This window comes from Enterococcus sp. ZJ1622 (assembly GCF_011038845.1).
Lineage (GTDB): Bacteria > Bacillota > Bacilli > Lactobacillales > Enterococcaceae > Enterococcus_B.
In genome coordinates this window covers 90,204-105,901 of sequence record NZ_JAAKDW010000009.1, presented here as the reverse complement: position 1 = coordinate 105,901, position 15,698 = coordinate 90,204, and the positions used below count along the sequence as shown (strand labels likewise).

Below are 15,698 nucleotides of genomic sequence, written 5' to 3'. Positions count from 1 at the left end.
TGTTTTTTCAAATAAATTTGATTGTAGAGAAAAAGTAGTGGTATATTTACTGAGGGATACTTTGATACAGGCAGGAGTGAGTCATAAGAGAGCGAGCAAAATATCATTTAAATACAACAAAACGGAGGGCTTTGGCATGAAAGAAGAGCAATATGTTCAAGCAATGACGATCGCAGGATCAGACAGTGACGGCAGTGCAGGAATGCAAGCGGACATGCATACATTTTTTACAAGGAAAGTGTATGGTGTTTCGGTTATGACAGCGTGTGTGGCAGGTAATTCTTATGGGATCGGTGCAAGTGTGACTTTGCCAACAGATTTCATTGACAAAGAATTCGAATTGATCGCTGAAGACTTTCAAATACGTGCTGCTAAGACAGGGATGCTTGCAGATTCAACGCTGATCGAAACAGTGGTGAAAAATTATCAGAAGTATGACTTTGGACCATTAGTCGTAGATCCAGTCATCGTGACCAAACACGGCAATCTTCTACTGGAAGAATCTGCGCTGCAGAGTTTGAAAGAAAAACTAGTTCCTTTGGCAGAGGTGCTGACGCCTAATTTTTATGAAGCAGAAAAACTGACAGGACGTACATTATCTACAGAAGAAGATTTCGTACAAGCAGCAGAAGAATTGCAGAAAATGGGGGCAAAAAACGTGATGATCAAAGGCCACCATGGAAAAGATGCCCAGCAAGCAACAGTCAACGATTATGTGTTACTTGAATCTGGTAAATCATTTTGGCTAAATGCACCCTATTATCCAACAGATCGAATCAACGGTACTGGTGATTCATTGTCTGCTTGTATCGCAGCGGAATTAGCGAAAGGAACATCAGTTGAAGATGCGATCAGGATCGCCAAAGATTATGTGAATCGAGCTATCCGAGAAGAACTCCATGTCGGACATAAATATGGCCCAATCAATCATTGGGCAGCAAGTGAATTAGAGTAAAAGAAAACGAGGAATCCTGCGTACTATTACGCGAGGTTCCTCGTTTTTTCTTTCGTTACATAGATATCAAAGAATCGGTGAGAACAATCGAGAAATCTGCTGCTTGAATAAAAGCCAGTTAGACATTTCTTTGACTGTTTCAGTGGTCATCGGCGTACAATAAGTCTGATCTTCCACAAATTTAGCTGATAGCTGTTCTAAAAATTCAGGATCATAGATCACAGCACTTGTCTCAAAGTTTAGCCGGTAGCTTCTTATATCCTGGTTTGCTGAGCCTACCATACAGATTTCGTCATCCATGATCAATGTTTTCGCATGCATAAAGCCGTTTTCGTAAACTAAGATCTGGACATTTTCTTTGATCAGCTGTCGTGCATAATATTGAGTAGCACGATAGATAAACGGATGATCTGGTTTGTTCGGGATCATGATCTTGACTTCGACACCTGAAGCAGTAGCGATTTTTAATGCGGCGATCACACTTTCGTCAGGGACGAGATAAGGCGTCTGGATCCATACTCGCTTTTTGGCAGAAGTGATCAGTTTGATAAACGAAAGCTTGATTTGCTCTCGTTCATTATTCGGACCGCTTGAAACTAGCTGGATGGATGTATCTGCATGTTTGTGGCTTTCGCCATACTCTTTTTTGAAAAAATAATCTAAATGATAACCGACTTTCTTTTGTTCGGGCACAGATACATTCCAATCCGTCAAAAATCGAAGCTGGAGCAAGGAAGAAGACGCGCCATAGATCCGGATATGGGTATCCCGCCAATAGCCGAATTTCTTTGTCGGATTGACGTACTGATTCGCAATGTTGAAGCCACCAGTATAACTGATCTTGCCATCGATGACCACGATTTTCCGGTGATCATGATAATTCAGACGGAACCTAAGCAGTGCGCGTTGAGACGTAACGAAAGTGTGGACATGTCCGCCATTTTGGATCAGTTTGTTGAAATCCTTCGCTTTTGTCCCGTGAGAGCCGAATGCATCATACAGAAGTCGTACTTCGACACCTTCTGCTGCTTTTTCTTCCAAAACCCGCAAAATCTGAGTACCGATATTGTCTGTGACAAAAGCATAATACTCGATATGGATGGAATGTTTTGCTTCGCGGAGGTCTTGTAATAAAGAAGTCAATTTTTCCATTCCATCCGTGAGTAGGGTCACAGAATTTTTTCGGGTCAGAGGCATCCGGTTCAAAGAAGAGAAAAAGTCGACAAACTGCTGATTCTCCGGGTTGCCCATGATCGGATCGTAATGTTCGATCGTATCTCCTCTGAATGACTGGAAATTTTCAAGTTCTTTCAAGTCACTTTGCCTCAGATAGAATTTTTTCTTATCGGTCAGTCCACGACCAAAAAATAGATAAAGGACAAATCCAACACCCGGAAGAGCAAATAATACCAGGAGCCAAGCCCAGATAGCTGCCACATCACGCGGTTTGATTAAGATAGTGACCAATGCGATCAAGGCATTCATCAGATATAGGGCAGTTATAATACTCATTACCACAAAAAAATCCTCCTTATATACGGTGTTATTAGTATAGCATGAGTTGAGAAAGAAGCCTATCATGGTGATGAGGATTTTTGTTTCTTTCATGAAAAGGTGAGAAAATAGGGTAAAGTAGTTGCTTTTTACATGTTAATAAGGTAGGATATTATTACAGTTGAATATCTCCTTAGGGGAGTAACCGGCAACATTTGTTGTGATAATATCAACAGTAAGTTAACCAATGGTTTTCTGGTATTGTATGAAATGGTGAGACCTAAGACAAATCTGCATTTGTCTTAGGTCTCTTTTTTTTCAGAAAAAGAGACCAGAACCGAATTCAAAAATGGGGGATGAAATTTGGAAAACAAGGAACAGGCACAACGAGCAGTCTATAAAGAAACGATTGACTCGCTGATGCAGCAAACGCAGAGCTCAACAGATGGATTGAGTACCACGCAAGCAAAGGAAAAATTAGAAAGAGATGGACTGAATCAGCTGAAAGAGGCTCCTAAAAAGCCAACCTGGAAATTATTCTTAGAAACTTTCAAAGACGCAATGGTTATCGTATTGCTGATTGTCGCATTGATCCAAATGGTCATGGGAGACTACATCGAATTCTTCGTCATTTTCGCTGTGCTGATGCTGAACTCTGTGATCAGTGTTGTCCAAACGAAAAAAGCAGAAGGTTCCTTAGAAGCATTGAAAAATCTTTCTGCACCTGATGCACGGGTAATACGTGATGGAAAAGAACGTACAGTTCCAGCAAATGAATTAGTTGTTGGAGACATTGTTTTACTAGATGCTGGAGATTATGTGCCTGCTGACGGACGTTTGCTTGAAGCCGGCTCATTGAAAATAGATGAAGGCATGCTGACTGGTGAATCGACATCAGCAGAAAAAAACGTCGTAGACATCAATGGTACGGTGCCGATCGGTGATCGTGAAAATATGGTCTTCAGTGGAACGATCGTGACTTATGGACGCGGGAAATTCTTAGTGACTTCCACTGGAAACAATACAGAGATCGGACAAGTAGCCGGATTGCTGGAATCAACGACAGAACAGGTCACACCGCTCCAACGAGGATTGGACAAATTCAGCAAGAAGCTAAGTCTGGCTATTTTAGCGTTGTCATTACTGATCTTAGGTATCCAGCTCCTTCGTATTTATTTAGGTGAAGGTACGGGTGATCTGACAGCAGACGTAATCAATGCAGTGATGTTTGCAGTAGCAGTAGCGGTAGCGGCTATTCCAGAAGCACTGCAATCGATTGTAACGATCGTCTTGTCATTGGGAACGAACAAAATGGCGAAACGACATGCCATTATCCGTAAGCTCCCTGCAGTAGAAACGCTTGGTTCGACAAGTATCATCTGTACGGACAAAACAGGTACACTGACACAAAACAAAATGACGGTTGTTGATTATTATTTAGCAAATGGTGATTCAGGAGACTTTACAGATGACCCTGAAAAATGGACAGCAGATGAACGTCGCCTGATCGAAATCAGCGTCTTGGCAAATGATGCATCGATCAGTGAGGATGGTAGCAAGTTAGGCGATCCGACAGAAGTGGCATTCATCGATTTCAGTGAAAAGCTGAACCAGCCATATCAAGAGATCCGTAATAATTTTCCAAGACAGGCAGAGTTGCCTTTTGACTCTGACAGAAAACTGATGTCAACAGCTCATACGATTGACAATAACAAGTATCTATTTGTCAAAGGCGGACCGGATATCGTTTTCCAACGCAGTAAAAAAGTGCTGTTAAACGGTGAAGTCGTACCGATGACTGATGAATTGATGAAGAAATTCCAAGAACAAAACGAAGCATTCTCTACTCGTGCTTTACGTGTCTTAGCGTTTGCTTATCGTCCGATCGATAACTTGGATCTTTCATTCGATGACGAAAATGATTTGATTCTAGTTGGATTGCTGGCAATGATCGATCCGCCAAGAGCAGAAGTGACGCAAGCAGTCAAAGAAGCGAAAAGTGCGGGAATCAAAACGATCATGATCACTGGTGACCACAAGACAACCGCTGTAGCGATCGCTAAACAGATCGGTATCTTTGAAGAAGGCGATCAGGCATTGACCGGAACGGAATTAGATGAACTGCCAGAAGAACGTCTGAATGAGATCCTAGAAAAAGTCACTGTTTATGCTCGTGTCTCTCCTGAAAACAAAATCCGTATCGTGCGTGCTTGGCAGACAAAAGGCCATATCTCTGCTATGACAGGTGATGGGGTCAACGATGCGCCTGCTTTGAAACAAGCGGATATCGGAATCGCGATGGGAACAGGAACAGATGTGGCCAAAGATGCGGCTGCGATGGTCTTGACAGATGACAACTTCGCTTCGATCGTTAGTGCGGTAGAAGTAGGACGTAATGTCTTTGACAATATCAAGAAAGCTATTTCTTATTTGTTCGCAGGGAACTTAGGGGCAATCATTGCGATCATCTTCGCATTAGTTGCAGACTGGTCTAACCCGTTTACTGCTTTACAATTGTTGTTCATCAACCTTGTCAATGACTCTTTACCAGCTATTGCGTTAGGAACAGAAAAAGCAGAACCTGCTACGATGAGTCGTCCGCCAAGAGATCCCAATTCAGGGATCTTTACGGATAAAACGTTGATTTCTGTTACTTATCGTGGAGTACTGATCGGGATCGCAGTGATCTTTGCTCAATGGCTAGGGATGCAGCATTCACCGGAATTCGGTGTAGCGATGTCCTTCTCAACATTGATCTGGTGTCGTACATTGCAGACATTCCCAGCACGTTCAAATACACAAACAGCGATCCAAGCAGGCTTCTTCTCGAATCGAAGTGTCTTGTTAGCGGTAGTTGTATGTAGTGCGCTTTATTGTCTGACAATGATCCCAGGACTGAAAGAAGTCTTCTCCATCCCAACAGCATTTGGTTTGACAGAAGTCCTTACATGTATGGGGATCGCTTTTGTGACGATCATCTTGATGGAAATCACAAAATTGATCATCGTACGCGTACAAGGCAATAAGTAATAAGATGAAGGAGCTGTGGCAAAAGTCTTGTCGCAGCTTCTTTTTTTCGAATAAATGGTGTTCAAAAGCTTGCATCTGCGGTAATAAGTCCAACCAAACGAAAAATATGAAAAGCTATTTTTGTTTGGCTGTTCTTATTACTTGATGCAGGACAGCTTTTTCACAACCTCTGATTCACGGTGTTCTCCTGCCAACTCCTCGAGCACAAGTCACAATATTCATCAAACATGAGAAGCTGTTTTTTGAAATTGTTCCTTGTGCCTCAGAGTTAAGCGGCAGGCTCACAACCTCTGATTCACGGTGCTCCACCTGCTGCTTCTCGGCAATAAGTTCACTGAACAAGAAAATATGAGGAGCTATTTTCTGTTCAGTGTCCTTATTCCTTAAAGCAGAACGCAGTTGTCACAACCTCTGATTCACGGTGTTCTCCTGCCAACTCCTCGGGCACAAGTCACAATGTTCATCAAACATGAGAAGCTGTTTGTTGAAATTGTTCCTTGTGCCTCAGAGTTGAACGGCACGCTCACAACCTTTTTTCTATAGTTCTAATATATCAAGAATAGGATATAATAAAAGCAAGTAGGAAGGATGGTTTATTCCGAAAAGTGACGAAGCAATCAATCGAGGTGTACAAAATGAACGAAGAAGAGTGGAATGAATTTGCCCCGGATTATTATGCTGTGCAGCAAGAATCGCAGGCAAGGATCGCAGAAGATGTCAAAGCATATCTGAAAAGTGAACGAATCTTACCTGTCGAGACGCTAGCAGATGTTGCTGGTGGCGCTGGGAGATTCCTGACTTTATCGACGGAAACCGACTGTTATGAACTGATCGATTTCTCTGAGAACATGCTGGAATTTGCGAAATATGAAGCTAAAAAAGCAAAGCGAACGAATGTATCCTTATTCAAACAATCTTTTGCTGGTTTTTTACAGGCGAAGAAAAGATATGAGCTAGTTTTCTCTGCAGCAAATCCTGCATTGACAGAAAATAGCCAATTCGAACGATTGATCGATAAATCGAACAAATGGTGTGTGGTGTTACGCGTAGTCGACTCTAGGGATGATGTGTTTTCCCCATTGGAAGAACGCTTAGGAATCACTAGTGAAGACCCTCATACGACACCAAGGATCATGGATCAGTTCGAAGCATATATAAGAGTACAGGGATTTTATTTTAAGAAAAAAGAATTCATTTATTATTCAAAAGAAGAAATCTCAGAAGAATTAATGAAGTATTATTATGAAGAGTACGCAAATGATCCTATTTTTGTCGAATACCTTCGAGAATTATTTGCGGAAAAAGAAGAACTCATCAATACGACAACCTTGACTTATCGATTACTGGTTGTAAAGGTGAGATAGAAATGTCCTTGAACGGGCTGATAAATCATATCGAACACTTTTTTTATAGAGATATCTAATCAAATAAAAAACTGAGCTGACGCCCCCAAAAACAGATTTTTGGAAGCACGCTCAGTTTTTTCTATCTCATTGTTTATAATAACAAATATCATTTTCGATTTTGGTAATGGAGAAAGGAACATCTGAAGTATATTCAGCATGTCCGCCATGTTCTGGCAATGTTTCACTGAAGATCGTTTCATATTCTTCAACGGAAATCTGTTGTCTATTATCGAGCATTCGCTGATGTAGCTCAGTAAATAGATATTCTTGATAATTTTCTTCTAAATAACCTGTGAAAAATTCGCTGACAGCTCCTGAACCATAACTGAATAGCCCGATTCGGTCTCCAGCTTGCAAGATATTCGAATTTTCTAAAAGAGAGGTCAATCCCAGATATAAAGAACCGGTGTAAAGATTTCCGATCCGTCGGCTATAGCGAATGCTTTCTTCATAGCGAGCAAGCAGTCGTTCTTGATTTGCTTCATCTGTTTGATCCAGTACGCTTTGTAGGGCTTTTTTACCCATTTTTGTGTAAGGGATATGGAAACTGATAGCCTGATAATCTTCTAGGCCTCGTCCTGTCAGTTCTTTATGACGTGTCCAGACTTTTTGGAAGGATTCGATATAGGTCGAATTCGATAATGGACCATCCACAACTGGAAACTCACTGTAATCAGGGCGCCAGAAATCATAGATATCTTCAGTCAGGAACACACTGTCTTCTTCGATGGACAAGATACGCGGATTTTGGGTGATCATCATTGCGACGGCACCAACACCTTGTGTGACTTCTCCGCCACTTGCTAATCCATAACGAGCAATATCACTAGCGATTACCAGTACTTTCCGATCCGGGTGATTTTTTACATATTCTTTTGCCATGTGCAAGGCAGCAGTTCCGCCGTAGCAGGCTTCTTTTACTTCAAATGAACGGGCAAACGACTGGATCTTCAACAAATGATGGATAATCACCGCACTCGCCTTTGAGTGATCGATGCCAGATTCAGTCCCGACGATGACCATATCGATTTGTTCACGGTCTTTTTCTGTCACGATCCTGCTAGCAGCATTCGCCCCAAGCGTGATGATATCTTCATTTGCGCGATTCACAGCCATCTGATCCTGACCGATGCCGATATGATATTTTGCCGGATCATCACCGCGTGCCTCCGCGAGTTCTGTCATATCTACATATAAATTAGGAATAAAAAAGGAAAGACGATCGATTCCTATTTTCATTTCAACACCTCTTTACTCATGATAAAAAAACTTACCATACTAAAGTATCACAAAAAGATTAAAAGAAATATAAAAAAGTCAATATTTAAGGATTGTTAAAATTTGAACCAAGAAAATTTTCTGGAGAACATGACCTATTTGTTTTTGCAGAAAAGAATGGTATATTTTTGTAGGAGGTGGCTTACTTGAAAGAAGTCGTAATGATAGATGCTGCAAGAACACCTATTGGCAAATACCGCGGAAGTCTAAGCTCCTTTTCTGCAGTCGAATTAGGTACACTTGTCACAAAAGAATTGTTAAATAAAACAAAGATAAATAAAGATCAGATAAATCAAGTCATTTTCGGGAATGTCCTGCAAGCTGGCAGTGGACAAAATGTTGCTAGACAAATAGCTGTCAATAGCGGGATCCCAGTAAATGTTCCTGCCATGACGATCAATGAAGTCTGTGGTTCAGGAATGAAAGCCGTGATCCTGGCACGTCAGCTGATCCAAGTAGGAGAAGCAGATATCGTCGTGGCTGGCGGTACAGAAAGCATGTCTCAAGCGCCGATGCTGCAGCCTTATGATGCAGATACCAATGAATATGGGGAACCTGTTTCAAGTATGGTGAATGATGGATTGACCGATGCGTTCTCGAATACGCATATGGGTCTGACAGCTGAAAAAGTAGCAGAACAATTTGCTGTAAGTAGAAAAGAACAAGACAGCTATGCACTGGCTTCTCAGCTGAAAGCGGCAAAAGCTAGTGAAGCAGGGGTTTTTGAAGAAGAACTCGTCCCAGTACAGATTTCTGACGATGAATGGTTATCCTCAGATGAAGCTGTTCGAGGAAATAGTACATTGGAAAAATTAAGTACGTTGCGTACGGTTTTTTCCGAGGACGGGACTGTCACAGCAGGCAATGCCTCGCCTTTGAATGACGGCGCATCAGTGATCATCTTAGCTTCAAAAGAATATGCAGAGAAAAACGCTCTCCCTTATCTCGCTGTGATCAAAGAAGTAGCAGAGATCGGTATCGACCCAAGTATCATGGGAGTCGCACCTATCACAGCAATCAATACATTGCTGGATAAATCTGGGATCTCTAAAAGTGAAATCGATCTGTTCGAAATCAATGAAGCGTTCGCTGCTTCTTCCATAGCAGTCAATCGCGAATTGGAATTGGAGGAGCAGAAAGTCAACATATATGGAGGCGCGATTGCTTTAGGTCATCCGATCGGGGCAAGTGGTGCACGCATTTTGACTACATTAGGGTACAGTTTGCGTCGAGAACACAAGAAATACGGGATCGCGTCTTTATGTATCGGAGGCGGTCTGGGATTAGCCGTGTTGCTAGAAGCTCATTCCTCTACGGAGACGAGTACGCAAAAAAAAAAGTTTTATCAGCTGACGCCTGAAGAACGTCGACGTTCTTTAGTGAAAGAGGCTGTACTGAGTCAGGAAAATATGGAGATTTTGAAACAGCAGGCACTTCCAGAAGATCTAGCCAGTCATTTGATCGAAAATCAAGTGAGTGAGATCGAGATTCCGCTGGGGATCGCTCAAAATTTCCAAGTCAATGGCAAGAAAAAGTGGGTACCTATGGCGACAGAAGAGCCCTCTGTGATTGCCGCTGCAAGTAATGGTGCAAAACTTTGCGGAAACATTTGTGCAGAAACACCGCAACGACTGATGCGTGGACAGATCGTCCTGTCCGGGAAATCAGAATATCAGGCAGTGATCGAAGCGGTGGCTGAACGAAAAGCTGCGCTGATTGCCTGTGCGAATGAAAGCTATCCTTCAATCGTCAAACGAGGTGGGGGTGTCCAGGATATTTCCACGAGGGAATTCATGGGGAGCTTCCATGCGTATTTATCGATCGATTTTTTAGTAGATGTCAAAGATGCGATGGGCGCAAATATGATCAATTCGATCTTAGAAAGTGTGGCTGGCAAACTTCGTGAGTGGTTTCCAGACGAAGAGATCTTGTTCAGTATTCTAAGCAATTTTGCAACAGAATCACTGGCTACTGCTTGTTGTGAGATCCCATTCGAACGTTTAGGGAAAACCAAAGAAATCGGCGAACAGATCGCCAAAAGAATCCAGCAAGCAGCAGAATATGCCAAACTTGATCCTTATCGTGCAGCCACGCATAACAAGGGGATCATGAACGGTATCGAAGCTGTCGTAGGGGCAACTGGCAATGACACACGAGCAGTCAGTGCATCGATCCATGCATATGCTGCCAGAAACGGGTTATATCAAGGACTGAGTGACTGGCAAGTGAAAAAGGACAAGTTAGTCGGGAAAATCACTGTTCCTTTAGCTGTCGCAACGGCAGGTGGCGCTTCTAAGGTACTGCCGAAAGCCAACGTATCCTTGGAAATGCTGGATGTGCATTCAGCCAGAGAACTTGCGCAAGTGATCGTTGCAGTAGGCTTGGCCCAAAACCTTGCTGCTTTACGTGCGTTAGTGACAGATGGTATCCAAAAAGGACATATGTCACTACAAGCAAGATCTTTAGCAATCACGGTAGGAGCGAAAGGTGCCGAAATCGAGCAGCTTGCAGCAGCGCTTCGGCAAGCAGAGAAAATGGATCAAAAGACAGCATCTACGTTGTTAGCAAAGATCCGTCAATGAAAGAAACAAAAAGAGAAAGATCATTTTTTATGATTTTTCTCTTTTTTTAGTTAGGTTATCCATAGTGTCCAAAACTTTTTTTCGAAATAGAGAAAAAGATGTTTCCAATCCGAGTTTATAACGGATCGTTTGTGAGTATAGTGAAGTTATAAGATGAGAAAGGAAAATAAAAATGGATGAAAAATAAAGTGATGAAAGTATTGTTATGTATTTTAGGAGGATATGTATTAGGAACGACCACATTGACATACGCAGATATGAATACAGGGAGATGGGAAGCACGAGCTGAGAATCGTACATGGATGAGTGAGCTTAGAGATGATGTACGTCTTTCGGAGCTATCTATTCCTGGGACACATGATTCTGCAACAGCTACTTACTTTGGTGCTAATTATTATGTTAAAACACAAAGTATCGATATTCGGCAACAACTTGATAATGGTATCCGTTTTTTGGATGCGCGTGTTCGTGCGATTGATGGCGTTTTTACAATGCATCATGGCAATGCCTATTTAAATCAGAATTTTGGAGATGTTTTGAATAAAACAGTCAGCTTTTTAAAAGCCAATCCGAACGAAGTTGTATATATGCGATTAAAACAAGAATATAGTAGTGTCAGCGATCAGACATTCAATCAAATTTTAAATAATCATTACTTGCAGAATAACTATTGGCGTCCCCATATTTATTATGGGAATGCCAATCCTACATTAAGAGAAACCCGAGGTAAGATTGTTATTTTACGTAATTTTTCAGGTAACGATGTAGGCATTCCTTATCCATCAGGGTTCGATATCCAAGATTACTGGAATCCAGTGAACCCTAATGATAAACGCTGGGCAGTCGAGCAGCAGCTGAACAAGACTTCACGAAGCGAAGGAAGAAATGGTGTGAAGTATATCAACTATCTGAGCGCTAATGGCTTTTGGAGTGGGGTCACCGGCTATGCTTCTGTCATCAATCCCTTTACTTTCAATTATATCCTGAATAGGAATGTCCAGCATACAGGGATCGTTCCAATGGATTATCCTAGTGAAAAGCTAGTGAATGCAATCATCGATCTTAATCATCGCCTGCTGAAAAATCCAGAAAGTAAAGGAAGGTATCACCGTTATCTAACAACGATTCAAAGTGATGCGAATGTCTGGAAAATCGTCGATTGGAATCAAGGGAACAACCGTGGTATTTTATTCCATAATTATGGAAATAACAATCAGAAGTGGATCTTTGAGTATGATCAAGCCAATCGATCATATATTCTAAGAAGTCTGGCAAATCAGAATTATCTTTTAACTGAGAATGCATCATATGGGATAGATGTTACGAACCGTCCAAGCACGCAAAATCGCGCAAGATGGCGGTTGATCGATGCAGGAAGGCAAGTCAACGGGAATATCTATTATTTGCAGAACGTTCACAGTGGAAGGATTTTAGAAGTTCAAAATGGTCAATATCATGATAATCAAGCATTGATCACTCAACCATTATCACGTACACAAAGACAACGGTTTGTGATTCACATGGAAGGGATGCAATAAGGACGAGCATGGATCCTTTCATAAAGATAGGATGAAAAAGATCATCTTCAAAAAAAGCGACCAAGGTTCTTATAGAAAAGAGCCTGGTCGTTTTTTCGTAGAAGGTCTCGTCCACAGAGGACAAGACTGGATTTATGACAATCTTTTTTTTATCTTTCGCTGATAGCTGTTGCTGCAAATTGCTCGATCAGCGGGATCAAGGTCAATTTGACTTTGTATTTTCTTTCCAATGCTTTTTCGATGGTAAATTCGTTTTCTGAAGTCATAGAGATCTCAGCTAATTTGCGAGGTTCAGCAGCTTTTTCATAGATGATTGCTGACTGCTCGTCTTTTTCCACGTAGAATTTTGGATATTCAGCAACTGCAGCTGAGAAATCAGCGAAGTTCAAAGCGGCACTTGAGTCAGTTGAGCGTTTGTTTTCAGTTGTGTCCGCTTTAGGTGTTTCGGCTGTTTCTTTTGGCTCAGAAACTTCGGCAGTCTCTGCAGGAACACTGACTGGTTCTTCAGTAACTGGTGTCGCAACTGTTTGTGCAGTTGGTTCATCGTTTTTCATCCGTTGATCATTCCAATAAGAAACGATTTCGATCAGAAGGTTGTCACGGAAACGTTCAAAAATACCTTTTTCGCCTGAACGGATACGTTTCAGGACAGTGTTGAAGTTTTCGTCGATCGGTACATTGATCCGTGTATCTTCATTTGTTTTTCCAGCTAATCCGATCGTCAAGATTTGGCGATTTTTTGGATCAAGCATGACTTGCAGTGGTAATCCATAACGGCGCAAGCTTTCTTCTTCCAATGAACGGAACAGTTGACCTCTGACTCCGTCCAAAGAAGGTCGAAATTGATTCAATAATTTTTGTTTCTGTTTTTTCTTCATATGTTCTCTCCTTCGCTCATACCCTTTCGATTATAAGAAAAAAATAGCCAAATGAAAAGGAGTAAACCAAAAAAACTTGCGTATACGCAAATTCCTACAGAAAAATCCGCTTTTTCATCCTATTTTTGCTAAAAAACATAAAAAAACAGGACGGATCATGCGTACATAAACCGTCCTGCTTTTTCTATTTCCTTGGGATCAAGGCAAAAACCGGTAATTCAGGAGAATAAATGATTTCATGCTCCTGCCAGTTTTTGACCATTAAAGAATGGTCAAACCTTTTTTTCAGTTCTTCGAGGATTTGATCATGTGTCCAGCCTCGTGCAGGAAAATGCTGGATTTTCTCCGCATCGATCAGGAAAACAAAATCAGAATGGAAGGTACGCGTGACCTCTTCTGGTAGAGCGTCCAAGCGTTCGATTGGCTCCATAAAATCACCTTTCGACTTAAAATTGAGTAGTATCTGGATCTTTCGCTTTGCCAACGACACCGTCTAACTGATCGATTTGTTTCATTTCTTCTTCCGTCAGTTCAAAGTCGAATAAATCTGTATTTTCTTTGATTCGACTTGGTGTCACAGATTTAGGAAGTGGCAAGAATCCGTGTTGTAAAGACCAGCGTAAAGCGATTTGTGCAATTGTTTTATCATGAGCTTGTGCAATTTGCTTCATTTCAGGGACATCGAAGATTTTCCCAGTTCCTAGAGGGCTGTATGCTTCAAGGATCATATCATGTTGTTTGGCATAGTCAACGACAGCAGGTTGTAATTCACCTGGTGCAAGGAAGATCTGATTGACCATCGGCATGATCTTTGCTGTTTTTGCCAAAGTATCCAAGTGATGAGGCAAGAAGTTGCTGACGCCGATCGCTTTGATTTTTCCTGCTTCATATAATTCTTCAAAGGCACGCCATGTTTCTGCATTCGCTTCTTCCCAATGTTCACGAAAAGCAATCGAGTTTGGCCAGTGGATCAGGAAAAGATCGATATAATCTGTCTGCAGTTTTTCTAGTGATTCTTCAAAGGAAGACATCACGAGATCATAGCTGTGGTTGGCATTCCATAATTTGGTCGTCAAAAAGATTTCTTCTCTAGGGATCCCGCTTTCTTTGATCGCTTGTCCGACACTTTCTTCATTTTTGTATCCTTGAGCTGTGTCGATATGGCGATAGCCTGCTGCTAGAGCTTCCTTTACAGAAGACACAGCTACGTCTCCGTCAGGTGTTTGCCATGTCCCGAATCCTACTACTGGAATCTCATAACCATTTGATAAACGATACGTACTTGTTAATGAATTCATACTTTCAGCTCCTTTAAATTTTGTTCACTTATAAGTGTAGCTCATTTTTAAAAAAAAGAAATCCATTTTGTTTGTTATCTTTCTTTTTTTCTAAAAATCTCCGAAAGAATGACCATTTGCTTCTGGTATTTTTTATCGTTTTTCCGTAAACTAGAGCAGAAGGGAATGAGCTAATGGATATCTATTTAAAAAAAGCAATTTTGCATATCATCGATCGGGAAACCGGTTCACCGGTCTTTTCACAAAAGGAACTGGATTTGACAAAGGAATTCGTACGTGATTTCCTCCAGAAGAAGATCCAGAAGATCTCTTCTGCTCAAACCAAGACAGGACAGCTGGCAGAAGAAAGTCTATTTGCGAGAAGTCTCCAAGACTGTCAGGAACGATTTGTAGAAGCAAGCGAGTCCATCGTACAGCGCTGGTTCGATGTGTATCAGGAAAGCGAAGAGGCGCCAAGTGCAGATGTGTTCGTCGTGCTTTATGAATTGGATACGGTGATGTATTTAGCTTTGCTGAAGGTCAATTACCGTGAAGCGTATACGCATTTTGTAGAAGCAGATGAAGCTGGCATCGACAATCGCTTGATACTGAATCGTGCGATCCTAGGTTCGAAATCACAAAAAGCAGACGAAGCTTTAGCTGTCAATCTGTCAGATTTGACTTATGAATTGATCGAAAAAAAATATGAGTTTTCTGGAAAAAAAGAACTATATTTCTCTGGACGAGTGATCGAGAGTGTCCCAGCGCCTTCCTTAGAAGAAAACGTGAAAGTGATCCAGAAAGTCGCAAAGCATCTAGGAAAGAAATTCGAGACAGAAGAATTCGATATCATGGCGGATCTGAAAGAAGCTGTCTATGATACGATCGAAGAAAAGGGGAGACTGGATCATGAGATGATCGCTGAAAAAGTCTTCAAAGAAAATATCACAGCCAAATTAGCTTTTCAGGAAGAAGTGCAGGAACAAGGCTTTGTGCCGGAAGCACCACCTGTAAAAGAAGTCCAGGAAATCTCCGAAAAAAAATTCGGCAAGCAAAAATTCAAGCTCTCCAACGGGATCGAACTGATCGTACCAGTAGATGTTTATCGGAATCCGGATCTGATCGAATTTGTCAATAACCCAGACGGAACGATCTCAGTGATGATCAAAAACGTGGATGAAGTATTGAACCGTCTTTAATAAAGAACCCTTTTCCAAAGACTAAGCGCTTTGGAAAAGGGTTTTTCTATAAGGGTTTATT

The 15,698-nt window shown here is 41.5% G+C and carries 11 protein-coding genes; 6 read left to right on the top strand and 5 right to left on the bottom strand.

Translation table 11 applies throughout. The features are described 5' to 3' along the window. Window positions 1–136: 136 nt before the first annotated feature. Entirely contained in the window at window positions 137–955 is an 819-nt protein-coding gene (gene thiD / locus G7Y42_RS10045) for a bifunctional hydroxymethylpyrimidine kinase/phosphomethylpyrimidine kinase (RefSeq protein ID WP_165005830.1), read from the top strand. A 66-nt stretch (window positions 956–1,021) separates the two neighbouring features. Here the strand turns inward: thiD and cls are convergent, their stop codons facing one another. After that, the gene (gene cls / locus G7Y42_RS10040) at window positions 1,022–2,473 is read right to left on the bottom strand and encodes a cardiolipin synthase (RefSeq protein ID WP_165005831.1); all 1,452 of its coding nucleotides are present in this window, start codon (window positions 2,471–2,473) and stop codon (window positions 1,022–1,024) included. Window positions 2,474–2,812: 339 nt separating this feature from the next. Here cls and G7Y42_RS10035 point away from each other — a divergent pair, with 339 nt between their 5' ends. Beyond that, the gene (locus G7Y42_RS10035) at window positions 2,813–5,479 is read left to right on the top strand and encodes a cation-translocating P-type ATPase (protein ID WP_165005832.1); all 2,667 of its coding nucleotides are present in this window, start codon (window positions 2,813–2,815) and stop codon (window positions 5,477–5,479) included. Window positions 5,480–6,114: 635 nt separating this feature from the next. Further along, window positions 6,115–6,843, top strand: coding sequence for a class I SAM-dependent methyltransferase (locus G7Y42_RS10030; RefSeq protein WP_165005833.1), 729 nt, complete (start codon window positions 6,115–6,117; stop codon window positions 6,841–6,843). A gap of 126 nt (window positions 6,844–6,969) precedes the next feature. Here the strand turns inward: G7Y42_RS10030 and G7Y42_RS10025 are convergent, their stop codons facing one another. Then, window positions 6,970–8,124, bottom strand: coding sequence for a hydroxymethylglutaryl-CoA synthase (locus tag G7Y42_RS10025; protein WP_165005834.1), 1,155 nt, complete (start codon window positions 8,122–8,124; stop codon window positions 6,970–6,972). Between the two features lie 185 nt (window positions 8,125–8,309). On the opposite strand from G7Y42_RS10025, the gene G7Y42_RS10020 reads away from it, so the two are divergent. Together G7Y42_RS10020 and G7Y42_RS10015 are read left to right on the top strand one after the other, a co-directional pair. After that, on the top strand, window positions 8,310–10,745 hold the full coding sequence (locus G7Y42_RS10020; protein ID WP_165005835.1) for a hydroxymethylglutaryl-CoA reductase, degradative: 2,436 nt from the start codon (window positions 8,310–8,312) through the stop codon (window positions 10,743–10,745). Window positions 10,746–10,921: 176 nt separating this feature from the next. Further along, a complete protein-coding gene (locus tag G7Y42_RS10015; RefSeq protein WP_165005836.1) occupies window positions 10,922–12,283 on the top strand; it encodes a phosphatidylinositol-specific phospholipase C domain-containing protein in 1,362 nt (453 codons plus the stop codon). Between the two features lie 149 nt (window positions 12,284–12,432). On the opposite strand, the gene G7Y42_RS10010 is transcribed toward G7Y42_RS10015, so the two are convergent. From G7Y42_RS10010 to G7Y42_RS10000, 3 genes are all read right to left on the bottom strand, one after another. Next, window positions 12,433–13,161 carry a hypothetical protein gene (locus G7Y42_RS10010; RefSeq protein WP_165005837.1) on the bottom strand — a complete coding sequence of 243 codons (729 nt, stop codon included), beginning with the start codon at window positions 13,159–13,161 and terminating at the stop codon, window positions 12,433–12,435. A 184-nt stretch (window positions 13,162–13,345) separates the two neighbouring features. Further along, window positions 13,346–13,591, bottom strand: a complete 246-nt coding sequence (locus tag G7Y42_RS10005; RefSeq protein ID WP_165005838.1) for a hypothetical protein — start codon at window positions 13,589–13,591, stop codon at window positions 13,346–13,348. 16 nt (window positions 13,592–13,607) lie between these two features. After that, window positions 13,608–14,459 carry an aldo/keto reductase gene (locus G7Y42_RS10000; RefSeq protein WP_165005839.1) on the bottom strand — a complete coding sequence of 284 codons (852 nt, stop codon included), beginning with the start codon at window positions 14,457–14,459 and terminating at the stop codon, window positions 13,608–13,610. A gap of 173 nt (window positions 14,460–14,632) precedes the next feature. Here G7Y42_RS10000 and G7Y42_RS09995 point away from each other — a divergent pair, with 173 nt between their 5' ends. After that, a complete protein-coding gene (locus G7Y42_RS09995) occupies window positions 14,633–15,637 on the top strand; it encodes a nucleoid-associated protein (protein WP_165005840.1) in 1,005 nt (334 codons plus the stop codon). Window positions 15,638–15,698: the final 61 nt, after the last annotated feature.

Bases quoted from the DNA above. Each gene is read 5' to 3' on its own strand.
- G7Y42_RS10030 (WP_165005833.1), top strand. From the start codon at position 6,115: ATGAACGAAGAAGAGTGGAATGAATTTGCCCCGGATTATTATGCTGTG.
- G7Y42_RS10010 (WP_165005837.1), bottom strand. From the start codon at position 13,161: ATGAAGAAAAAACAGAAACAAAAATTATTGAATCAATTTCGACCTTCT.
- G7Y42_RS10000 (WP_165005839.1), bottom strand. From the start codon at position 14,459: ATGAATTCATTAACAAGTACGTATCGTTTATCAAATGGTTATGAGATT.
- G7Y42_RS10025 (WP_165005834.1), bottom strand. From the start codon at position 8,124: ATGAAAATAGGAATCGATCGTCTTTCCTTTTTTATTCCTAATTTATAT.
- G7Y42_RS10005 (WP_165005838.1), bottom strand. From the start codon at position 13,591: ATGGAGCCAATCGAACGCTTGGACGCTCTACCAGAAGAGGTCACGCGT.
- G7Y42_RS10015 (WP_165005836.1), top strand. From the start codon at position 10,922: ATGAAAAATAAAGTGATGAAAGTATTGTTATGTATTTTAGGAGGATAT.
- thiD (WP_165005830.1), top strand. From the start codon at position 137: ATGAAAGAAGAGCAATATGTTCAAGCAATGACGATCGCAGGATCAGAC.
- G7Y42_RS09995 (WP_165005840.1), top strand. From the start codon at position 14,633: ATGGATATCTATTTAAAAAAAGCAATTTTGCATATCATCGATCGGGAA.